Here is an 18,716-nt window from a genome sequence, read left to right as displayed (position 1 = left end):
AGAAAGAAACCCAAGTTATATCGAATACGATGCCATCGGAAGAGCGAAAAAAACGATCCTACCCGTTGCCGCAGGAGAAACGGAAGCAACCACGTTAACCGTAACTTATAACGATCCTTTTGAAACTGTAGAAACACATAGCGGTGGAACAAGTAAAAGAACTGTGAAAGACGGAAGAGGCCAGGTTCTTTATATAGAAGACTTTGGTTCGGATGGGACCAATGCAAAAATAGGATTCTGCTTTGATCTTGCAGGAAAGATGATCAAAAAATCGGATCTGAACGATGGAGGGGCTTTATCTTGCGATACAAGCGGGATCAATGCAAAGGACACTTCCGGAAAAAACCAAGCGTATTGGTTATATGATGCGTTCGGCAGATTAAAGAAAAACAGCGATCCGGATTTCGGGGTCAGCACTGCTTCTTATAATGCGTTCGGGGATTTAACTCAATCCATAGATGCTCGCGGGATTACTACTACCTTTACTTATGATTCTCTTGGAAGAATGGCAACCAAGGACACGCCCGACGGAACTATCTATTATGACTATGATTCCGGTTCCGGCGCTCAAAATGCTCTTGGAAAGCTCGTCAAAGTAGAAGACTCCGTTCAATCAAAAACATTCAGTTATGACAAATTAGGTAGAGCTAAGAAAGAAACTAGGACCTTAAAAAACATAGAATTAGAACTTGTTGGTGGTCCTTATATTACGGAATATCAATATGATTTACTCGGACGAGTATCCTCTATCGATTACCCGGAACATCCTGTAAATCATACTCGGATGAAGGCTTGCTATAATTATGGGACAGCAGGTTATATTACAGGCATTTCCGTTCAGATAAATACGAATGGAATTTTACCCGGATCATGTAGTAAAACTATCGTTGAAAACATTACATACAATGAATTTGGACAGACCGCGGGATTCTCTCTTGGAAACGGGATACAAACTAGTTATACATATGATGTAAAACAAAGATTGGTTCGTATCAATTCCACGGGAGAAGTAGGAGGAACTACAAAGACTCTCCAAGATGCCGTATATGCTTTCAATAGCAGAAACAATATTACAGGGATCACAAACACTTCTTCTGAATACACTACTGCATATAATTATAGCTACGACGGCTTAAATAGGCTCGTTGCAGCAGATGGGCAATACCAAGAATCTGCAGATAATTATACCAAAACTTTCCGCCAAAGTTTTGCCTATGCTAAGAACGGAAACCTACTCGCAAAACGTAATCATAATTTTAATGATAACACTCTTATTGATGAGTGGAATTATCAATATTCCAACCACCAAGTCGCACAAATAGATTCCACCCAAACTGGAAACAATCGTTTGGTTATGAGTTACGACTCCTCCGGGAACATGACCTATCAAAGAGATAATTTTAAAGATCTCACAAAAACTATTTCTGTTGATTCTCAAAATAGAATTTACCAAGTCCAGGATGCGAATAGCGCAGTTGTTGGGCAGTATTGGTATGATGATGGCGGGTTCAGAATTCGTAAAAAGGCCTTGGTTCCGAATGGGGCAGGATTTAAGAACCAAGAGATACTTTATCCAAGCAAGTTTTACGGTTTAGAATATTCCGACGAAACCAATCTATTAAGTTCCATTAATAATATTTATTTAAACGGAGTTCGAATCGCAGCTCTCAATGAAGAAGGAGCGGCGGCCTATTTTTTAACAGACCAAGTAGATTCAGTAGCTCATGTATTAGATGAGGCCGGGAATACTCTCAGTCGTATGCAGTATGAGCCGTACGGAGAGACTTTTGTGCAGAGAGGAACGTTAGATTTTGCTCCTAAGTATAACTCACAGGAATTAGACAGAGAGACTAATTTCTATTTTTATAATGCAAGGTACTACGATCCGCAGATCGCGAGGTTTACGAGTGCGGATAGTGTTATTGATGGGGAGCGTAGTACGCAAGGGTGGAACAGATTTGCATATGTAAAAGGAAACCCGGTTTTATATAAGGACCCAACAGGAAATCAATCTTTCCCATGCATGAACGCTGAATGCTTGATGTACGAAATTAGTCGGCCAGTGACTAAAGAAGAATACGTTAATGCGGTTAGAATGAATGAAGATCATCCATTAAATTCTATGCCCGGTGCCAATTTTGGAAATTATATGCTTCAGGCATCTGCTGACGTTTTAGAAGGCGACTATTTAAAGTTAACAAAAAGAACTGCATGGGAAGCCACTTGGGGCATATTTGGGATTGTTCTACCTGAAGTTTTCATTGTTGGAAAGCAGTCCATAAATTCTGCAAAAAATGGGAAATCTATTTGGCTGATTGGAGAGACGCAAAAACGGGTTGATACTATTGCAAAAGCAAACCCTGATAAGGGATTTAAAACAATTACTGATTTCTTAAAAGGTCGTATATGGACTCGAAAATTAAATGATGAGTATATTTCTGAGTTATTGAAAAATAAAGAGAAAATAGGTGACGTTGGACCTGATTTTACAGGGCGTTTGCTCGGTAAGCTGGGTAAAGAAGGAGGTAGGATTCCTAGTGAGATATATGGTGGCGAGGTTAAAGCGGTAAAGGATTCGGAAAACTATCGAAGATTATTTGATAGATACGGAAAATTTTGGGGCGAATTAAAAGGTTTTGTGAATAGTCCAAATCCTAGCAATTGGATTCAATAGATGAGAATTTGTATACTTGGTTAGAAATTAATCGATTTACACAGAGTATAGAGGGGTTACTCAATGAAAACATTTTATTTGGAGATATATTGAATTGAGTTCTTTTGTCTCAATGGTTGAAGGTTATTTCTCTTTCTTAATAGATTACGGTTTTTTGCGCCGAAAAGATATGGATACTCATACGTCCATGTATGAGTCGGTCATTTATTCAGGAAAGCATCTAAGAGTTGACATTAGTGTTGAATTAATTGGTCCGAAATATGTGTCACTCTATTTGGTTGCAGGAAACAAAGTAGTAGATTTTGAAGAATATTTAATGCGCAAATTTAAATTTCGAGGTATGGAACTTCCGGAATTCAAGTCAATTTATTCTGGTATAGATAATGAAGTAGAAAAACAAATTTTTCGTAAAGAATATCTGATGAAAAACCTCGCAATTCATCAAATGCAAGATTCCGAAGATGAGTTGGTGCTTCCTCCTTTATTTTAATAGTTTGGATGGAGTTACATGTGAGTGAAACAGTAAAGGGACATTGTTCCTAAGGTTTATAATTTTTCATATGAACTTTCAGTTGATAATAATTCAAGAAACGACTTTTATGCTAACTGGCACATCTTCCTCAATAATATCAATCGTTTCTTGGCGAATAAACTTAATTGAACATCTCCTATTAAGGATAAATCTGTATAACGTATCTAAAGAATACGGAATTCTTCAATTACCTTTTCTCTACAATATAAATAATCGAATCCCCAATAACTTTGGGCGCAGCATTTTAAATGAAAACAAATCTGTTTCTATGAATTTTTACGGATCCTTAGCTTTATTCAGTAAAGGTGTAAGCCAGTTATTGATAACACATTCAACGCCTTTCGGATTGTTTAATACTTTTTCGATAATCTCAAAATTTCTTTTCGGTCCTAAGCTTAGATCATCAATTGGCGTTGCCTAGATTTCAAAATTAGTTTTGTAAATGACAGGATTTGTCATCCAATAGTCCGTTGCGACAGTGTACGTCGCAGATTTATATATAGAGATAGCCTCTTCCAAATTACAATATATATATATTAGGAAATGAAGAGAACATAAAGCTGTTCCCAATTTAGTTGGAAACCATCTAAGTTTGATCGAATTTATTTTCACTGGAGAAAGGACAGCATACATAGTAATCGATGCCATGATTGCCAGAAGGAAAATCTTAAACCAAGTCCTTCTGGATCGTTTGTAGTGATTAAGATTGCTCCAATATTCAAAGATAATAATGTACAAAAGAATAAAGGACAATTTCCATTAATTGGGATTAAGATCAAATCTTTGAAAGAAGATTGTCTTATGTATTTGAATAAAAAGAAGATGCCTAAGCCAAAGAAGACCATACCTAAAAATTGCATATGTAATCTAAGATCTCTATGAAGAAAAACCGCCTTCAATACATGTTTTGTCTAACTTTCCTCATATCCTATTTGAGTAATCCTTTGCCACGAATGGGTATCTCCTGTTTCGAGTTATGTATATTTCCTTTGCTAACGAAAAATTCTCTCCACCAACTACCCATCATCTTCCCTCTGAAACTATCCACTATAAATTTCTTTTTTTAAAACGATATCATAATGTTCTATAATTGGAAAAATATTATTCATTGGGATGTTCTCCCTTCTATCTTTTGTTAATTGTTTGGCAGTAGGTTTTCTTGGTCTATATGTTCGGGCAAAAGACATTCAAGTTATTGGGCTTTAAGTTTTAGATCCAAGTCAAACTGTTCCCACGAGCGAGAATTATACTGGTTTAAAGGCTAGCGATCCTATTATCTAATATTAGAAAGGGTCTTTGCTCCGGGGTTCGAAGCTGAGGATTCCCGGAGATATAGATTTGATTCCATTGCAGTTTGTTTGCAAATTTGACTTCACTTCGTTCAGTCACCCTAAGGGAGTCTTGCATTCGGAGCAACACTGTTGCTCCTCTGTGCTGCGACTGGGGGAGACTTCCCCTCATAAAACACTAAAAGAAAATCTACTATAGGCGTGGAGTGCGATATTTAAGCAGCAATTTACTCTTCAACAATTCCAGTCGTTCCTTATCGAACAAGTCTGCCTTTGTTAACAAAACAACTTCTTGATAAAGCGTTTTTTGTTCTGGAGTGAACTTTGAAGTATCACCTGTTGGATATCCGTCCGGAACATGTCTAGGATAATGCCCTGGATGCACCGCCGCTCCTGGAGTTCTTGCAAGAAACGCATCTCCTAAACCCTGTGCATCAATGATATGTAAAGTAGGGCCGGCAGCATAACCGAACACACCTACTGCATAAGCTACAAGATACGGTGGATTTTTTTGGGCATATTCTTTTGCAGAACCGTAAAGCGGATGGAATTGGTAACAAATTCCCGTTCCGAGGCAGTTTGAAATTTTAGTAAATCCGCCTAAGCTGAATCTTTCGTCAATTGTTCCGCCGTACTTTTGAATTACGGTGCCGGTTAATGGATCTATAAATGGATTCTTAGACCAAATTTTGGAGTAATTGAGGTTAAAGCCCATTATCCCGATTATGGTGATTGCAGTAAGTACCCGAATGTTTCTCACTCTTTTCCATTTCGGTAATAATTGAGCTATTATCAGAACTGCTATTAAGAAAGAAGAAGTAAGCCAACGTCCTCCGAAATAGTCTGCGCCAACACTATATACATAGTAAGGCTGCAATAAAAATCCCGAAAGTAATGGGATATAGATTTTTTTGGAGGATCGAGTTAGAAAGACCGCTATTATAGCCGCAATTTGAGCAATGAGAAGAAATACATCCCGATCTGCTGCGTATCTATAATAATTAAGGCACCAATCCAATCTTACATTTTGGAAATCGACCATTGTTTTGGCATAATAAGAATTTGGGAAAACATATCCGTAATAGAAAAATGAAAATGCAGACCAGATAAAAAATGGGCTCGTACCTAAGATAAAACCGAAAAGCAAAGGAAAACTTTTTCTATTTCGGACCCTCTCTAATAACCATATTACTGTCGGGAAGAATATAAAAATTACATTATCCATTCGGTTCAGGACAAGACCAGCGTTTGCCAATCCGAACGCGATGGAAAGTAAGAGGCTTTTTTTTGCTCCATCTACCTTGTGGAAAGAATATATATATATTGCAAAAAAATATATTAAAAAAGTATAATTTAGAGAGGTTTCTAATCCGGAGGAAGCGTATTCAAGAAAAGAATAACTATTTACAAACAATGCGGCCAATATAATCAATTTTATTTTGTTAAAGGAGCGATAAGCGATCCAAAAAAATGCCAATAGAGCGAGCGCGGTACCTACTAAGGCTGTCACATAAATATTTTTAATAAAGAAATGAATACTGGTTAGATACAACAGCCAAAGAGGGTGAGTATATACTTGGACTCGTTCATTTATATTCCACCGAAGCCCATAGCCGTTGATAGCATTGTCTACTACTCGGAAACTGATAAATGAGTCTTCCGTTAGCCAGTATATATCGTATATTTTTGAAATTAAGAAATAGGCACCAATTATGTTTAAGGCGATTAAAACTTTTTTTTGGTGAACTGAAAGCCATTCATTAAAACGTCGGAAATAGATAGACAATTGCATCGTAATTCAGTCTCAATTAGGAAGGGAACGGGTCAAGTTTTTTTATTGTGCGTTGATTAGTGGATATTTGCCCATGCACCCCTGGGAAAGATGAGTCGATCACGACAAGGATTTCAGCATATTTCTTTATGGCAGTTCTATTCACGCATTTTTAGCAAAAGGCTATCCCGACTTCTCGTATCCATTTCGGCATATTTTTTATTATAGTAAACGTTACTCGTCTTTTGCAAAAAGTGTTCGATTTAGTTGAATTTCATTCACGGTATGGATGAATTATCTTCCGATTTTTATATAAGATTTCGTCCATTGAGCGTTGGTTTTAATCGTTATTCAGAGTAATGATGCGAACGAATCTGCTGTCCCCTGCCAAATACAATACACCCCTATACAGACGTTATCCTGAACTTCTCTAAAACAAAAATCCCGGAAATATTCATTTCAAAGGTCACAAATTAAAACGGCACATTAAATTATCCGTCGTATAAAATCCGTGGATTTGATGAGCGTTGTCAAAATGAAGGTAGCGGATTTTTGTTTGGGGACGCTGCTGTTGCGCCGGATGTGGAATGTTATTTTTTAAGGAGGCAATAAATTATTTCATCCTACGGCGATTTTGGACATTATCGAAAGATCAGCGGAGTTGTAATTTTTCGCTTAAATGAGATCGTATTATAGAAATTTTATATTCCGATCGACAATGCAGGGGCTTTTCTGTAGGAGCTCCTACTGATGTGGAGTTTTGTTGTCGGGGCGGTTTTGCGCATGTTCGCCCATGCAGGCGGAGAACGAAAAAACTTATCCCAAAACCGGTAAACTCCGAATAGACTTCGCTAAATAAAATCACTGTTCGCCCTTCTCCGTGAACTCAGTGATCTCCGTGCGAAACCCAAAGAAAAATCGCACAGGACTTTAAACGGACACATATAACAAGCTAACGTATAATCTCTCTGCGGCTTAGCGGCTCTGCGTGAAATTGCAGCTTTTATAAATTCCGAACTAAAAAAAAATCAGTCCGGGGTTCGAAGCTGAGGATCCCCGGAGATATGGAGTTGATTTCATTGCAGTTTGTTTGATTGCAAATTTGACTTCGCTTTACTCAGTCACCCTTCGGGAATCTCACTCCCTATGGGTCGTTCGATTGGGTAGCGTAAGACGCCATTGCGGCTGGAGCGAGGGGGAGACTTCCCCCGGCAATGGACCTCTGCCCTTAGTCTTCTGTCCTCTGAAGCGGAACTGCAAAAACAGTCTAAGATATACTGCTTTACGCCTATTAAGTGTTTTTGTACTATGTTTAAATGCGTTTCGAATGGGACATCGAAAAGGAAAAGGTTAATATCCAAAAACATAACCTTTCATTTGGCGAAGCCTCTTTAGTTTTTGCTGATCCTAAAGCTATCTATTTACCCGATCCGGATCATTCTGTAGGAGAATTAAGAGAAATCGCCTTAGGAAAGATTGTAAATATTACGATCGCAGTCGTTATTTTTGTTGATAGATCAAAAAATGGGGAAGAGATTATTAGGATAGTATCTGCGAGAAGAGCGACTAAATCGGAAGAAATTCAATATTATTCTAACGATATTAATTAGCATGAGAGAAGAATACGATTTTTCAAAAGGCAAACGTGGGACTTATTCACGAGATCTTAAGGATCTTCATTTACCAGTTTATTTGGATCCTCAAGTAGAAGAGTATTATAAAAAAATCGCTCTTAAGAAGAACAAAGACCTTAGTTCAATTATTAATACAATATTACAGAAGGAAATGGAACTTCATAATTCTTTAATGTAAGGATTTCGTTCATTATTATTGTTGAGCGTCCCTTCCAAATGCAATACAAAGTTATATAAACGTTCTCATGCACGTCTCTATACTAAAGGTCCTGGAAATATCCGTTTCAAAAGTCAGGAATTAAAGCGACATAATAAATTATCTGGCGTATAAAATCCGTGGATTCGATGAGGTTTGTCAAAAAGAAAGTAGTGAATTTGTGTTTGGGAACTCCGCTGTTGAGTTGGAGGCGGGGTGTCATTTTCTAAGTTGGCAATAAATTATTTCATCCTACAGCGATTTTGGACGTTATCGAACGATCAGTGGAATTGTAGTTTTCGTTAAAAGAGATCGTATTATGGAAATTTTATATTAAAACAACAATGCTGGGTGTCTTGCTGTGGAAGCTCCTACGGATATGGAGTTTTGCCCTTGTGGGGCGGTTTTTACGCATGTTCGCCCATGCAGACGGAGGACAAAAAAACTTATCCCAAAACCGGTAAGCCTAATTGCAGTTCTCTATATAAAATCATCGCATCCCCTTCTCTGTGAACTCAGTGGTCTCTGTGCGAAACTAAAGAAATTTCACACAGAATTCCAGACGGACACAGAGAACAAGCTAACGAATAATCTCTCTGCGGCTTTGCGTCTCTGTGTGAGAATCGCAGCTTTTTTAAATTCCGAACTAAAAAAATCCGGTCCGGGGTTCGAAGCAGAGGATACCCGGAGATATGGAGTTGATTCCATTGCAGCTTGTTTGATTGTAAATTTGACTTCGCTTTACTCAGTCACCCATGTGCAGCGACCTAGGGCGCGAGCATACGACCGCGAAGCGAGTCGTTATCATCCGTAGGATGAGCCATACCAAACGCTTGAAACAAAACGATTGGAGTCGCTTCGGGAATCTCACTCCCTATGGGTCGTTCGATTGGGTAGCGTAAGCCGCCATTGCGGCTGAAGCGAGGGGGAGACTTCCCCCTTGCAAACTTCTTCCATCCCATATCCCATTTGTATTACCTGTTGCCACAAATGAGTTGGTCGAAATCACGAATAACGTATTTGTTCCGAATTTTTTTGACAACAAAGAAATTTTTTTGGAAACCAAATGTCCGACATTCTTCTCTGCTAGTTATCCATTGTAGATATCGATTTTCTGAAAACGATATCATAATGTTTATCGATGAGGAAAATGTATGAGAAAAATATTGTTTGTTGCGATGGTTTCCCTTTTGTCTTTTGCCAATTGTGTTGTAGCAGATTCCTTGGGTCTTTCGGATAGTGTAAAAGGTTCCGAAGCGAGATCTCAAATTAAAGCGGCTGCGACAACTTCCAATATTTTATATTATGGATCCGTGGATCCGGCTAACGCAGGAATTATTACCGCTCTCGATTTATTTCTTACCGATTTGTATTTAAAGATCGATGATAGTAAATACTATAAACAATCAGATGTAGACAAATGCGTAAAGGACGTTCAAATTATCGGACTTTTGGTTTTGGATCCGAGCACAACCGTAGCTACAAGTGATAATTGCAGCGGCTTAAAACCAAACGGGGAAATTATCTAAACTTCAGAATACCTTGTCTCCGGGGTTCCAAAGCAGTGAACTCCCGGAGATATTGGAGTTGATACCATTGCAACTTATTTGATTATTTAGTTGACTTCATTTCGTTCAGTAGCTCGGTTTCACAACCCATAGCAATTGGAATTACATACCAAATAGTCCTTGGGAATTTTGCTCTCTATTGATCACTCGATTGGGTAAATAATAAAGTAATAGACTCAAATCTTTCTCCATTCAATCTTTCCCAAAGTATTTTCATTTGGATAATTGAATGCTACCGCCCCTCGTCTTTGTTTATCTTGTTTTATTTCTTATTCTCGCATTTCTATTTTATTATTTTCTGGAAGTAGTGGAAAAACCTGTTCTGCAGTTCAGTGAAGGAGAGTTTGTAAAGAGTGTACTTGCAAATTGCCCCCGTTTAACTCGGAAATATTTCCCTACATTCTGGTGTTTTAATAATCATCTAATGTTGGCTCTCTTACTTTTTAGAGAACATCGTTCCAAATTTTTTCATTACGATAAGCTGGAACATCTTAAAATGAAAGATGGTGGTGTCACTGGACTTGCTTGGTCCAATATTAAGGAAAAGAAAAAGACCGATTCCGATCCGATCGCGATTGTCTTCCATACAATCAGCGGGGATGAGCAAGATGTTAAATCTATCGTGAAAGCGATCGGGTCTCAATTGAAATGGGCTTCCGTGGTTTGTATTAGGAGAGGACATGGGAATCTTCCTCTTCCGAAACCGCAAATAAACACGATGGGGTCTAGTTCGGATTTAAAAGAACAACTCCTCTACATTAAGAAAAAATTTCCGAATAGTCCTTTGTTTGGAGTGGGGATTTCCGCGGGTTCCGGATTGCTTGCTCGTTACCTGGGTGAATCGGGAGCGAAAAGTTTATTGGATGCTGCGGTTGCAATTTCACCCGCCTATGATATCGAAAAAGCGTTTCATAGGGTTCATCCGGTTTATAGTAAGATCATGGGCCAAAGACTCATAAATTACTTTTTGAAACGCCATTATGAAACCTTATCTTCCCTTGGAGGATTTCAGGAAGTCATGGAATCCAAAACCTTGGGTGAATTCCAGGATCGTTTGCACACGCTCTCCGGTTTTGACGACAAGGAAGAATATTACCGGTATTCGAACCCAGCTTTGGTAATGAAAAATATCCGAACTCCAATTATGATTTTGAATGCAAAGGACGATCCCATCTGCGTAAACCAGAATGTTTTAGAAAATTTGCATTGGTTGGAAAATCTTTCTAATTCGATCCATGTTTATACAAAAAGAGGAAGCCATATCGCTTATTTTGAAGGATGGAAAGCGATATCCTGGTCGGATCATCTTGTCTGCGAATATTTTAAAGCTGTCCAAGACCGATTACCTAAAAAGAAAAAGAAACCAAAAACAAAACCGGCGAAAAAGCGTTAGTCGCTTTTGTGTGTTTTATGAGGCGGGGCTTCTACAAACTCGAAACCGGAAAGATCACCCGATTATATATCCTCACATCATCCACACTGCCTTCGAAAAGTTGAGAAGATATATCGGAGCGGCCCAATTGGAAAAAACTATTTGTAGCCCAAGGGCGATTGGTTCCAAAAGTTCCGGAAGAAACCAAAACGTTATTCACATATAAGGATCCGGTCAGCGATTGGATATCCCAAGTAAAGACCATATGATACCAGATGTCTTCCGGATACTGTCCACAGGCAGTTCCTACGTCCACATCTCCCGAGCCTCCATTGTTCGTGAATGCCCTGAGCCTTCCGCTACAAGAAATTGCCGAGAGCGCATATAATTGGAGGCCTATCCCGGGGCCCTGACTTACATAGATAAATTCGCTTCCGTTGCTCCCGGGAGGAAAATTTCCTTTTACCCAGGCGCTGATCGTAAATGAGGAAATATTTCCGTTTAAAAAAGAGGGACCGTTAGTCGAAGATTGGTGATAAGCTCCCCCGCCGCTATAATAGTAAGCTCTCCCTGGAAACCCGAATCGATCCGCAGTCAATATAGGGGCTCCACCTGTTGCCGTTAGATCCAAGCCGCCAACTATATCCTTTGTGTCTCCGTCCAAGGGCCAATAATGCACCAACCCTATGGCGGAATCCAATAGTGTGAGTTGAACAAAATTTAAGAACGCAGGATTGTCGTTTTGTTCTTGGTTTTTTAAAAGAAGATAAGTCCCACAATTGATAAAATAGAAGGGAAGAAGAATGGCAAAAATTAGAATTCGCATCGAGATTTCGTATTATATATAACCGGCCAATCCCGGGTCTTTTTCATTTAACTCAATGGACCAGATTGGAGTTGTAGGGAAAACGTTTTTTATTCTCACTACATTATAAATTAGAGATCGATCTTCGAGGAAAACGGCTTTAAAGTTGGATCACGTTTAAATTATAACATTGCCAATTCACTTCGATTTCCTTACAAGGAAATCATGTATGATATCCCTCTCGTCCAACTAGGTCCTGTCAAAGCTGCTTGTATCCAAGGTGATCCGGAAGGACCCTATGTGATTTTACTGCACGGTTATGGTGCAAATGCTTTCGACCTTCTTCCCTTATATTCCTATATGGACGTTCCGGAAGGAACAAACTTCATTTTTCCGGAAGGGATTTTGGATATTCCGATTATGCCTGGTTATAACGGCAAGGCTTGGTTCCCGATCGATATGGAGGCTTTGCAAAGAGCGATGGTCGCAGGAGGTTCTCGGGAACTTTTCGAACGTTATCCCGCGGGTCTAGCCGAGGCCAAACAAAAGATAGAAGAAATGATCCAAACCTTAAATGTTCCTATGGACCGGATTATCTTGGGAGGTTTCTCTCAAGGGTCCATGCTTGCAACGGAGATCACTCTTAAAGCGGAAAAAAAGCCCAAAGGTCTTGTCATTCTGTCGGGGACTTTGCTGGACGAAACGAATTGGTCCAGGTATGCGAAACAAACTCCGGGCTATAAATTTTTTCAAAGTCATGGTAGAATGGACCCTGTGCTCGGTTATCCTGCCGCGAAAAGATTAGAAACGGTCTTAAAAGACGCAGGCTGGGTAGGTGAGTTACTGGCATTTCCGGGTGGACATGAAATCCCGGAGATAGTATTAAACGGTATGAACCGCTATTTGCGAGAACTTTTCGAATGACCTACTTGATTGAAAAATACGTAGCCCTAAAAAACAAATACCGTAACTACGATACGAAAGAAGCTTTAAGAAGAATGCAAGCATGTCGTATTGCTTTAAAGGAATTGGAGGATAAAGGTTTTCGCACAGGGGTAGAAATTTTAGGTTCGATCAATTTCGGGATCGTTGAACCTTCCTCCGATATCGATTGTATTCTATTGCATTATTGTGATTTGCATAAGGACCAAGAATGTCCCGAGTATTGTCCAAATTTTTTATACGAATCCGAAGAGATCAAGGCAAGTCTACGCAGAAGATTGAAAAATGAAAATCTGAAGATCGAATTCTTGGATTGTATCAATCTTAGAATGGTGGAAAGAGCCCTTGAGACCGGAAATTGGAAGGATCACGAGGTCCTCCGAAGACTTTTATTTTATAGAACTATAGGTCGTCCTGTGAATCGACCTCTCTTCATCCCATACGCGGAGAAGTTGGAAGAGAACGAAGAATATATTCGTGACATTTTAGAATGGGGGTCCGAAGCTTTGAGTGTGTATCTGGGAACTTCTAGACACAGATTTTCTTTCAGTAAATACAACGAAAGGATAGAAAGTTCGGGACTTCAACTTCCTCACGGTTTAAAAGAAGAATTGGAAAGTTATCTAGATCAAGGAGAAGGTCTCGAAACGAACGGTGCGGAAACCTCTCATTACAAGGACCCGGTCTAAGTTTTTATGAGTTTTTCATGGATTTCTTTATTCTTACTCTTCTACTTTTCGCTCTTACTCCAATCTTGTGCGATCAAATCCGAGAATTCGGGAGATCCGAATACGAAAGAATATTATGAAAATGCGATCATCAATTGTTTGATCAGCGGATGTGATAAGGAAATCATCATCACTGGAGGTAATAATTTACCGGAAGGAGGTTCTTTGCTGCTATCTATTTCCTTAGTGCATGAGCCGGATTCTTCTTCCGTGACATATAATTTTTCCAGCAGCAATCCAACGATCGCTTCCGTTTCTCCGTCAGCTTTAATTTTTACTCCTTCCGATTATAATGTTCCACAGACCTTAACCGTAACTGGTCTGTCCGACGATTCCGATTCCACGGATAATTCCGTCGTGATCTCTATTCTTACTCCGGATTCGGAAACGATCCCTTATTCTATATTACAGAAAGATAATGATAAGTTCTTATTTGCTACAAGCGCCTCCTTTGCCGGGAACTTCGGATCGGGTGGTTTTGCGGATTTTGTTTGTCAGAATGCAGCGGACTCTTTGGTCGGGCTTCCGTCCGGAACTTACAAAACGTTTGCAGTAGCCGGAACTTGGCGAAGAGCAATGCCTTCTAAGATCGACTGGGTATTAAAACCTAACAAAGAATATATAGACTTTAACAGCGGCGCTTTTACGAAAGCATTCGATACGGATGCGAACGCTTTATTTGTTTTTGGAACGGGAAGCGGGATTGTTGCTACTGGTGCCGGGTATTGGACCGGTTTACAAACGGATTGGACTACAGGAAATGTATGCCAAGGATGGGCTTCCAACTCCGGTTTAGAGCAAGGTAATTTTGCAAGCTCCGGAGATCCGAACGTCGGCGGCATATCCGCCGGTACTCCGGACTTCTGTAATGTGGCGAAGTCGGTCGTATGCGTTCAGCAATAATTCAAATATTCTAATATAATTCAGGAGATTTTAGTTTTTTCGGTGACTTGTACCGGATCCGAAAGATGACGAATGTCCATGCCTGTGTTCAATCGCACTAATTCTTCTGCGATATTTACCGCATAGTCTCCCGCTCTTTCTATTCCCAATATAATTCTGTATAAGTCGGCGAACTGGTTTTTATCCAATCGCGGGTCCATTACGAATTTCAAAAATGCCGCATGACATAGATTGTTGAGTTCTTCTTCCACCGTATGGACCGAGCCGTAAAATCTGTTTTTTTCTTCCACCAAGGATTCAACTGCCATTCCTACAAGGGTTACGACCCTAGAGAGCATCTTGTCCAAAATTTCTTCCTGTCTGAAAAATCCTTTAGGAAGAAGCCCTCTTCTATAGCAGGTAGCGCAGTTTACGATCTGGTCTCCCATTCTTTCCAAACTTCTGTTGATACGAATGGAAGACAGTGCGAATCGTAACGGATCTTTTTTGAGTACAACTTCTCCATCGATTTGATCCATGCCGAGTAAGTTTCGGTTTGCGATCGCTTCTAAGATTGCGTTTTGGGATAAGTTATCGTTTTGTTTTTCCAAACTGTCGATCAGATCGTCTCTTTCGATAACTTGTTTGGCAAGGTCCGGGTTTTCCTGTTCGATTGCGTCGTCCAGGATCAGGATTTGTTCTAAACATAGCTCCGCCATCGCGTACAGATTTTTGCGGAGATAATCGAACTTGGATGCCATGTATCTCCGAAGGTTAACCTTGAATATACACAACGGTCAAGAGGTTTTTAAAATTGGTTATGGCGACTTCCCGCTTCGCGGGAACCGCGCTGCTCCGACTTCGCGCATTCGCGCTCATCCGGGCAAGGCCCGGACTAAAGGTCTGCACATCGCTGTCGCGTTCAGACCGGGAAGAAGGCTTCCCGGTTGTTTGTAGATTAAAGAATAGTACGTACTAATATCACTAACATCGCAGTGAAACAAATATATTGGATTATAAACCCGGTAAATCGGATGTTCACGTTCCAAACTCCTCCGCCACTTAGATGTGCTCCGGTTTGCAGGATCCTGGCTCCGAATACGATCCAAGCGAGCAGATCAAAAGTGTCGTTTTGGTATCCTGAAAGAATGAACGTCAAAACTAAAACTCCGAAAACAGGAAGACCTTCCACACAGTTTAAATGAGCACGATGGATCCTCCAATACAGATCGGAGCCATGTTGTATCCAAGCAGGGAACTCGTTGGATTTTTTGGCTCCGGATAATACCTGAACTGTTCGAAAGGATACCACTATAAGTACTAGTAGAATGGTCCAGGCAGTAAAAGCGATCAATGGGAATAGGGAATTAAACATAGTCCGATAGAGAAAAGTCTATCGGCGATGTTTGGCAAGACAAATTTAACGGATTGTAAAAAGAACGGAACGCTAATACATATCGTTTTTATCTCAAACAATATATATTAGCATTTTATAAAAGAATTAATCCCCGTCGTTGGAAGAAGGAAGATTCGGGACCCCTAAAACGGAGAAGGCGTCGATTGTCATCAGGTTCTTTAAGATCTTTGCCTGATCCCAGATCGGTTTTACATTCGTCATAACGCTTGTCCCGTTCATAGTGGTCCCATCCGCGTCTATCTCAGCATATAGATCCGCGCCACCGCCGATCTTAACATCGATCATATTTTTGAAGTTTGTGATCTCGGCTTGGATTTCGTCATCCAAGGAAGAATTTTGGGCCCTGACTAATTTGGACATGGAGCTGATTTTCGTATCTGCAGGATCACCTAAGTAAGCGAATTCGATCCCTAATAGATTATCTCTTAGATCTTTATACGCAACTCTGGAATAGATCGCTTCCAAAAAGACCGGATCCGGCTCTTGTCTTTTCCCTGCCCCGGAACAAGAAACACTTAAACATGCAGCGTTCCCTAATTTAATATCTTGGATTTGATTCACTAAATTTCCTAGGGATTGGATATAGGTATCGAAAGCTTCTCCTTGAGAACGGAAATGGATCCCGGTTCCGTTAGTGTATTCATTCAGGAAATTTCCTCCCGTAGGAAGCCATTTATTATATAAATCTAATGCATCTTGGTTGATCACCTGGGCAAGAGCTAAGATATAATCCGTTCTTCTCGTATTTCCCAAGTTTGCGGTATTGATGCTGGAGTTCGAATCTATCGTGGTCCTGCTCAGATCGGAATCGAAAAGTAGGATCTCCAAAGACTCGATTCCTTTGTATTTAGGAGGGCAAGCGGATAAGTTGGTCTTATTGAGAATGGTATTCGTCGCTGTACAAACGGTAACCGAGCTTGTTAGGATCTGATTTACTAAGTTACTGCTTGGCCTTGCGCCTGATTTGATAAAACCGTCCATTTTTGTATAATACTCGTTCGGATTCGTGGCCGGTCCGAAATAATACGGCTCCGTTTTTTTTAAGGAAACACGCACTTGGTCCCAAGCTACTTGCAGAGCTGCAAGATTTGTCACATTCGTGCTTCCCGAAGTGGTATAAGTGACTGCAGCTGCTTCTAATGCCGCTGTATCCGTAGTCAATTGTTCCAAACTCGGAATGATCACGAATTTACCGGTATGTTCTAAAAAAGCGGAACTTCCAGGCCCGGCAGTTAAAAAAAGCAATGGATCTTTGCCGCCGCCGCCACAGTAAACAAAGGACGATGCCAGAATAAAGTATAAAGTTTTTTTAATTAAAGAATAAGGTGATATGGATCTCATCGTAGATCCTCCTATAAAGATTCCAAAAATTTGATCAGCTTTTGTCTGTCTGTGAGAGATAGATTTTGGAAACCTGTACGCGCTGCGTCGGCTTCTCCTCCATGCCATAGGATTGCTTCTTCTATCCCATTGGCTCTTCCATCATGCATAAGTTTTAAATGTCCGTTTACTTGTTGGATCAAGCCTAGTCCCCAAAGAGGAGGAGTTCTCCATTCTTGTCCGTCCGCATCGAAGTCTGGTCTTCCGTCCGCAAGTTCAGGACCCATATCGTGTAGTAGTAGGTCCGTATAAGGTTTGATGTATTGGTAAGAAAGTTCCGGAAGCCCCGGAACATTCCCGGTAAGAACGAGAGGTTTATGACATGCGTCACATTTGATGGACAAAAATATTGATTTTCCGTCGATCACATCCTGATCCGATAAATTCCTTCTGGCAGGAACTGCGACTAATTTGGTGTAAAAATTCACCGACTCTGCAATGGACGCAGTGATTTCCGGATCTACAGTTCCGGAAGCAGCAGCCGAACATTGTGTTTGATTCGTTGGACAATTATCCGTAGGGAATAACGGACTTGTGATCCCTATATCCCCTAAAAAAGCTCCTTGGTTTTGTTGGAACAAATTAGGCTCGTTTGCCTTCCAGCCGAAACGTCCAAGAACCTTCTTCTGATTTTTTGCGTCCCAAACCATATTCACTTTTCCTGATATTCCATCCGCATTCGAATCGGTCGGATCGGCCCAGCCCAGGATAGTTGATTCGGGAATTGCTTCTAATAGACCCTAACCGGGGATTATAGGAGCGGTTCGGGGGGAAAAATGAAAGGAAGAAGGGGCTCCTCCGAAGTTCACATTCCAGTTAAAAGAATATATAGGAGTGTTTAAAGTTACTGTTCCGCCTGATGTATAATTTCGGACGACAGTTGTGCCTGTATAAGAAACGGAAACGTTCCCCTCCGGTGGAGTAAAATTCGGTCCTGTCGAACCGATACAATTAAAATTGGAATCGTAAGATAAAGGAGAAGTGCATCCGATCCCTTTATGATTCAGCTGTAGGCCGAAAGAATCCAAACCGACAGGCCCGCCTGTAGTCGGATCGGAAACCCCTACTTTTGAAAGTCGTATCAGAATCCCGACGGAGCCGAATAATGACCCGCTATCGGGCGGAGCTCCTCTTCCGTCTCCTGCATGACAGTTCTGGCAGGAACTCGTATTAAAAGTCGGTCCTAAACCGGCGGAAGCACTGTTACCTTCCGCCACCCAAGCCCTATTAAAAAAGTTATTTCCCGTATTGAATTGGATCCCGTCCGAACTCAAGTTTACGACAGGAGTATCGAAAGAGGTCGGGTTGGAAATAAATCGGGTACCGTATCCTCCGGAGAAGGCTTCGCCTGGATCGGGCGCGATACTTGTTTGGCTCGCGATGACCGCTGCGATTCCAAGAGGATCCGTTCCTTCTTTTCCGCCGCAGAATTGAACGTTAAGTAAAATATAGGTTAAGATCGGGATCGTTTTGGTCCAACGTCCCCGAGAGAGATTCGATTCCGGATTTGCGGATCCGGAATCGAA

The 18,716-nt window shown here is 40.6% G+C and carries 14 protein-coding genes and 1 pseudogene; 9 read left to right on the top strand and 6 right to left on the bottom strand.

Annotated features, from left to right (window positions below; all coding sequences use genetic code 11):
- Window positions 1-2,674, top strand: a 2,674-nt coding sequence (locus tag LEP1GSC192_RS04230) for an RHS repeat domain-containing protein (protein ID WP_020768539.1), incomplete at its 5' end; no start/stop codon positions are given.
- Window positions 2,675-2,768: 94 nt separating this feature from the next.
- Window positions 2,769-3,164, top strand: coding sequence for a hypothetical protein (locus LEP1GSC192_RS04225; RefSeq protein ID WP_157186888.1), 396 nt, complete (start codon window positions 2,769-2,771; stop codon window positions 3,162-3,164).
- Window positions 3,165-4,688: 1,524 nt separating this feature from the next.
- Here LEP1GSC192_RS04225 and LEP1GSC192_RS04215 read toward each other — a convergent pair.
- On the bottom strand, window positions 4,689-5,642 hold the full coding sequence (locus LEP1GSC192_RS04215; protein WP_157186887.1) for a hypothetical protein: 954 nt from the start codon (window positions 5,640-5,642) through the stop codon (window positions 4,689-4,691).
- A gap of 1,940 nt (window positions 5,643-7,582) precedes the next feature.
- Between LEP1GSC192_RS04215 and LEP1GSC192_RS04210 the strand changes: the two genes are divergently transcribed.
- The 4 genes from LEP1GSC192_RS04210 to LEP1GSC192_RS04190 all read left to right on the top strand — a co-directional run bounded on the left by LEP1GSC192_RS04210 (window position 7,583) and on the right by LEP1GSC192_RS04190 (window position 11,057).
- Entirely contained in the window at window positions 7,583-7,876 is a 294-nt protein-coding gene (locus LEP1GSC192_RS04210) for a BrnT family toxin (protein ID WP_020768675.1), read from the top strand.
- Window position 7,877: 1 nt separating this feature from the next.
- Complete coding sequence (locus LEP1GSC192_RS04205; protein WP_020768685.1) at window positions 7,878-8,078, top strand: hypothetical protein; 201 nt, start codon at window positions 7,878-7,880, stop codon at window positions 8,076-8,078.
- A gap of 1,172 nt (window positions 8,079-9,250) precedes the next feature.
- Window positions 9,251-9,625 carry a TIGR04452 family lipoprotein gene (locus LEP1GSC192_RS04195; protein WP_020768669.1) on the top strand — a complete coding sequence of 125 codons (375 nt, stop codon included), beginning with the start codon at window positions 9,251-9,253 and terminating at the stop codon, window positions 9,623-9,625.
- Window positions 9,626-9,893: 268 nt separating this feature from the next.
- Window positions 9,894-11,057 (top strand): YheT family hydrolase, encoded by a 1,164-nt coding sequence (locus tag LEP1GSC192_RS04190; protein ID WP_020768540.1) that lies wholly within the window; start codon window positions 9,894-9,896, stop codon window positions 11,055-11,057.
- Between the two features lie 31 nt (window positions 11,058-11,088).
- On the opposite strand, the gene LEP1GSC192_RS04185 is transcribed toward LEP1GSC192_RS04190, so the two are convergent.
- Window positions 11,089-11,862 carry a LamG domain-containing protein gene (locus LEP1GSC192_RS04185; RefSeq protein WP_020768661.1) on the bottom strand — a complete coding sequence of 258 codons (774 nt, stop codon included), beginning with the start codon at window positions 11,860-11,862 and terminating at the stop codon, window positions 11,089-11,091.
- Between the two features lie 204 nt (window positions 11,863-12,066).
- Between LEP1GSC192_RS04185 and LEP1GSC192_RS04180 the strand changes: the two genes are divergently transcribed.
- From LEP1GSC192_RS04180 to LEP1GSC192_RS04170, 3 genes are read left to right on the top strand one after another with little or no spacing between them, the layout of a single operon-like run.
- Entirely contained in the window at window positions 12,067-12,765 is a 699-nt protein-coding gene (locus tag LEP1GSC192_RS04180) for an alpha/beta hydrolase (RefSeq protein ID WP_020768534.1), read from the top strand.
- Complete coding sequence (locus LEP1GSC192_RS04175; protein ID WP_020768655.1) at window positions 12,762-13,472, top strand: hypothetical protein; 711 nt, start codon at window positions 12,762-12,764, stop codon at window positions 13,470-13,472. The genes LEP1GSC192_RS04180 and LEP1GSC192_RS04175 overlap by 4 nt, the downstream gene beginning before the upstream one ends.
- Window positions 13,473-13,478: 6 nt before the next feature.
- Window positions 13,479-14,414, top strand: coding sequence for a DUF1554 domain-containing protein (locus LEP1GSC192_RS04170; RefSeq protein WP_020768612.1), 936 nt, complete (start codon window positions 13,479-13,481; stop codon window positions 14,412-14,414).
- 20 nt (window positions 14,415-14,434) lie between these two features.
- Here the strand turns inward: LEP1GSC192_RS04170 and LEP1GSC192_RS04165 are convergent, their stop codons facing one another.
- From LEP1GSC192_RS04165 to LEP1GSC192_RS04145, 4 genes and pseudogenes are all read right to left on the bottom strand, one after another.
- Entirely contained in the window at window positions 14,435-15,154 is a 720-nt protein-coding gene (locus tag LEP1GSC192_RS04165; protein ID WP_020768570.1) for a PhoU domain-containing protein, read from the bottom strand.
- Between the two features lie 197 nt (window positions 15,155-15,351).
- On the bottom strand, window positions 15,352-15,768 hold the full coding sequence (locus LEP1GSC192_RS04155; RefSeq protein ID WP_020768589.1) for an MAPEG family protein: 417 nt from the start codon (window positions 15,766-15,768) through the stop codon (window positions 15,352-15,354).
- Between the two features lie 126 nt (window positions 15,769-15,894).
- On the bottom strand, window positions 15,895-17,151 hold the full coding sequence (locus LEP1GSC192_RS04150) for an imelysin family protein (protein WP_052005201.1): 1,257 nt from the start codon (window positions 17,149-17,151) through the stop codon (window positions 15,895-15,897).
- A gap of 11 nt (window positions 17,152-17,162) precedes the next feature.
- Window positions 17,163-18,554, bottom strand: a pseudogene (locus tag LEP1GSC192_RS04145) (di-heme oxidoredictase family protein).
- Window positions 18,555-18,716: the final 162 nt, after the last annotated feature.

The organism is Leptospira sp. B5-022 (genome assembly GCF_000347035.1).
Classification (GTDB): Bacteria; Spirochaetota; Leptospiria; order Leptospirales; family Leptospiraceae; genus Leptospira_B; species Leptospira_B cinconiae.
This window is presented reverse-complemented; position numbering and strand designations above follow the sequence as displayed.

Bases quoted from the DNA above. Each gene is read 5' to 3' on its own strand.
- LEP1GSC192_RS04210 (WP_020768675.1), top strand. From the start codon at position 7,583: ATGCGTTTCGAATGGGACATCGAAAAGGAAAAGGTTAATATCCAAAAA.
- LEP1GSC192_RS04205 (WP_020768685.1), top strand. From the start codon at position 7,878: ATGAGAGAAGAATACGATTTTTCAAAAGGCAAACGTGGGACTTATTCA.
- LEP1GSC192_RS04195 (WP_020768669.1), top strand. From the start codon at position 9,251: ATGAGAAAAATATTGTTTGTTGCGATGGTTTCCCTTTTGTCTTTTGCC.
- LEP1GSC192_RS04190 (WP_020768540.1), top strand. From the start codon at position 9,894: ATGCTACCGCCCCTCGTCTTTGTTTATCTTGTTTTATTTCTTATTCTC.
- LEP1GSC192_RS04185 (WP_020768661.1), bottom strand. From the start codon at position 11,862: ATGCGAATTCTAATTTTTGCCATTCTTCTTCCCTTCTATTTTATCAAT.
- LEP1GSC192_RS04180 (WP_020768534.1), top strand. From the start codon at position 12,067: ATGTATGATATCCCTCTCGTCCAACTAGGTCCTGTCAAAGCTGCTTGT.
- LEP1GSC192_RS04175 (WP_020768655.1), top strand. From the start codon at position 12,762: ATGACCTACTTGATTGAAAAATACGTAGCCCTAAAAAACAAATACCGT.
- LEP1GSC192_RS04170 (WP_020768612.1), top strand. From the start codon at position 13,479: ATGAGTTTTTCATGGATTTCTTTATTCTTACTCTTCTACTTTTCGCTC.
- LEP1GSC192_RS04165 (WP_020768570.1), bottom strand. From the start codon at position 15,154: ATGGCATCCAAGTTCGATTATCTCCGCAAAAATCTGTACGCGATGGCG.
- LEP1GSC192_RS04155 (WP_020768589.1), bottom strand. From the start codon at position 15,768: ATGTTTAATTCCCTATTCCCATTGATCGCTTTTACTGCCTGGACCATT.
- LEP1GSC192_RS04150 (WP_052005201.1), bottom strand. From the start codon at position 17,151: ATGAGATCCATATCACCTTATTCTTTAATTAAAAAAACTTTATACTTT.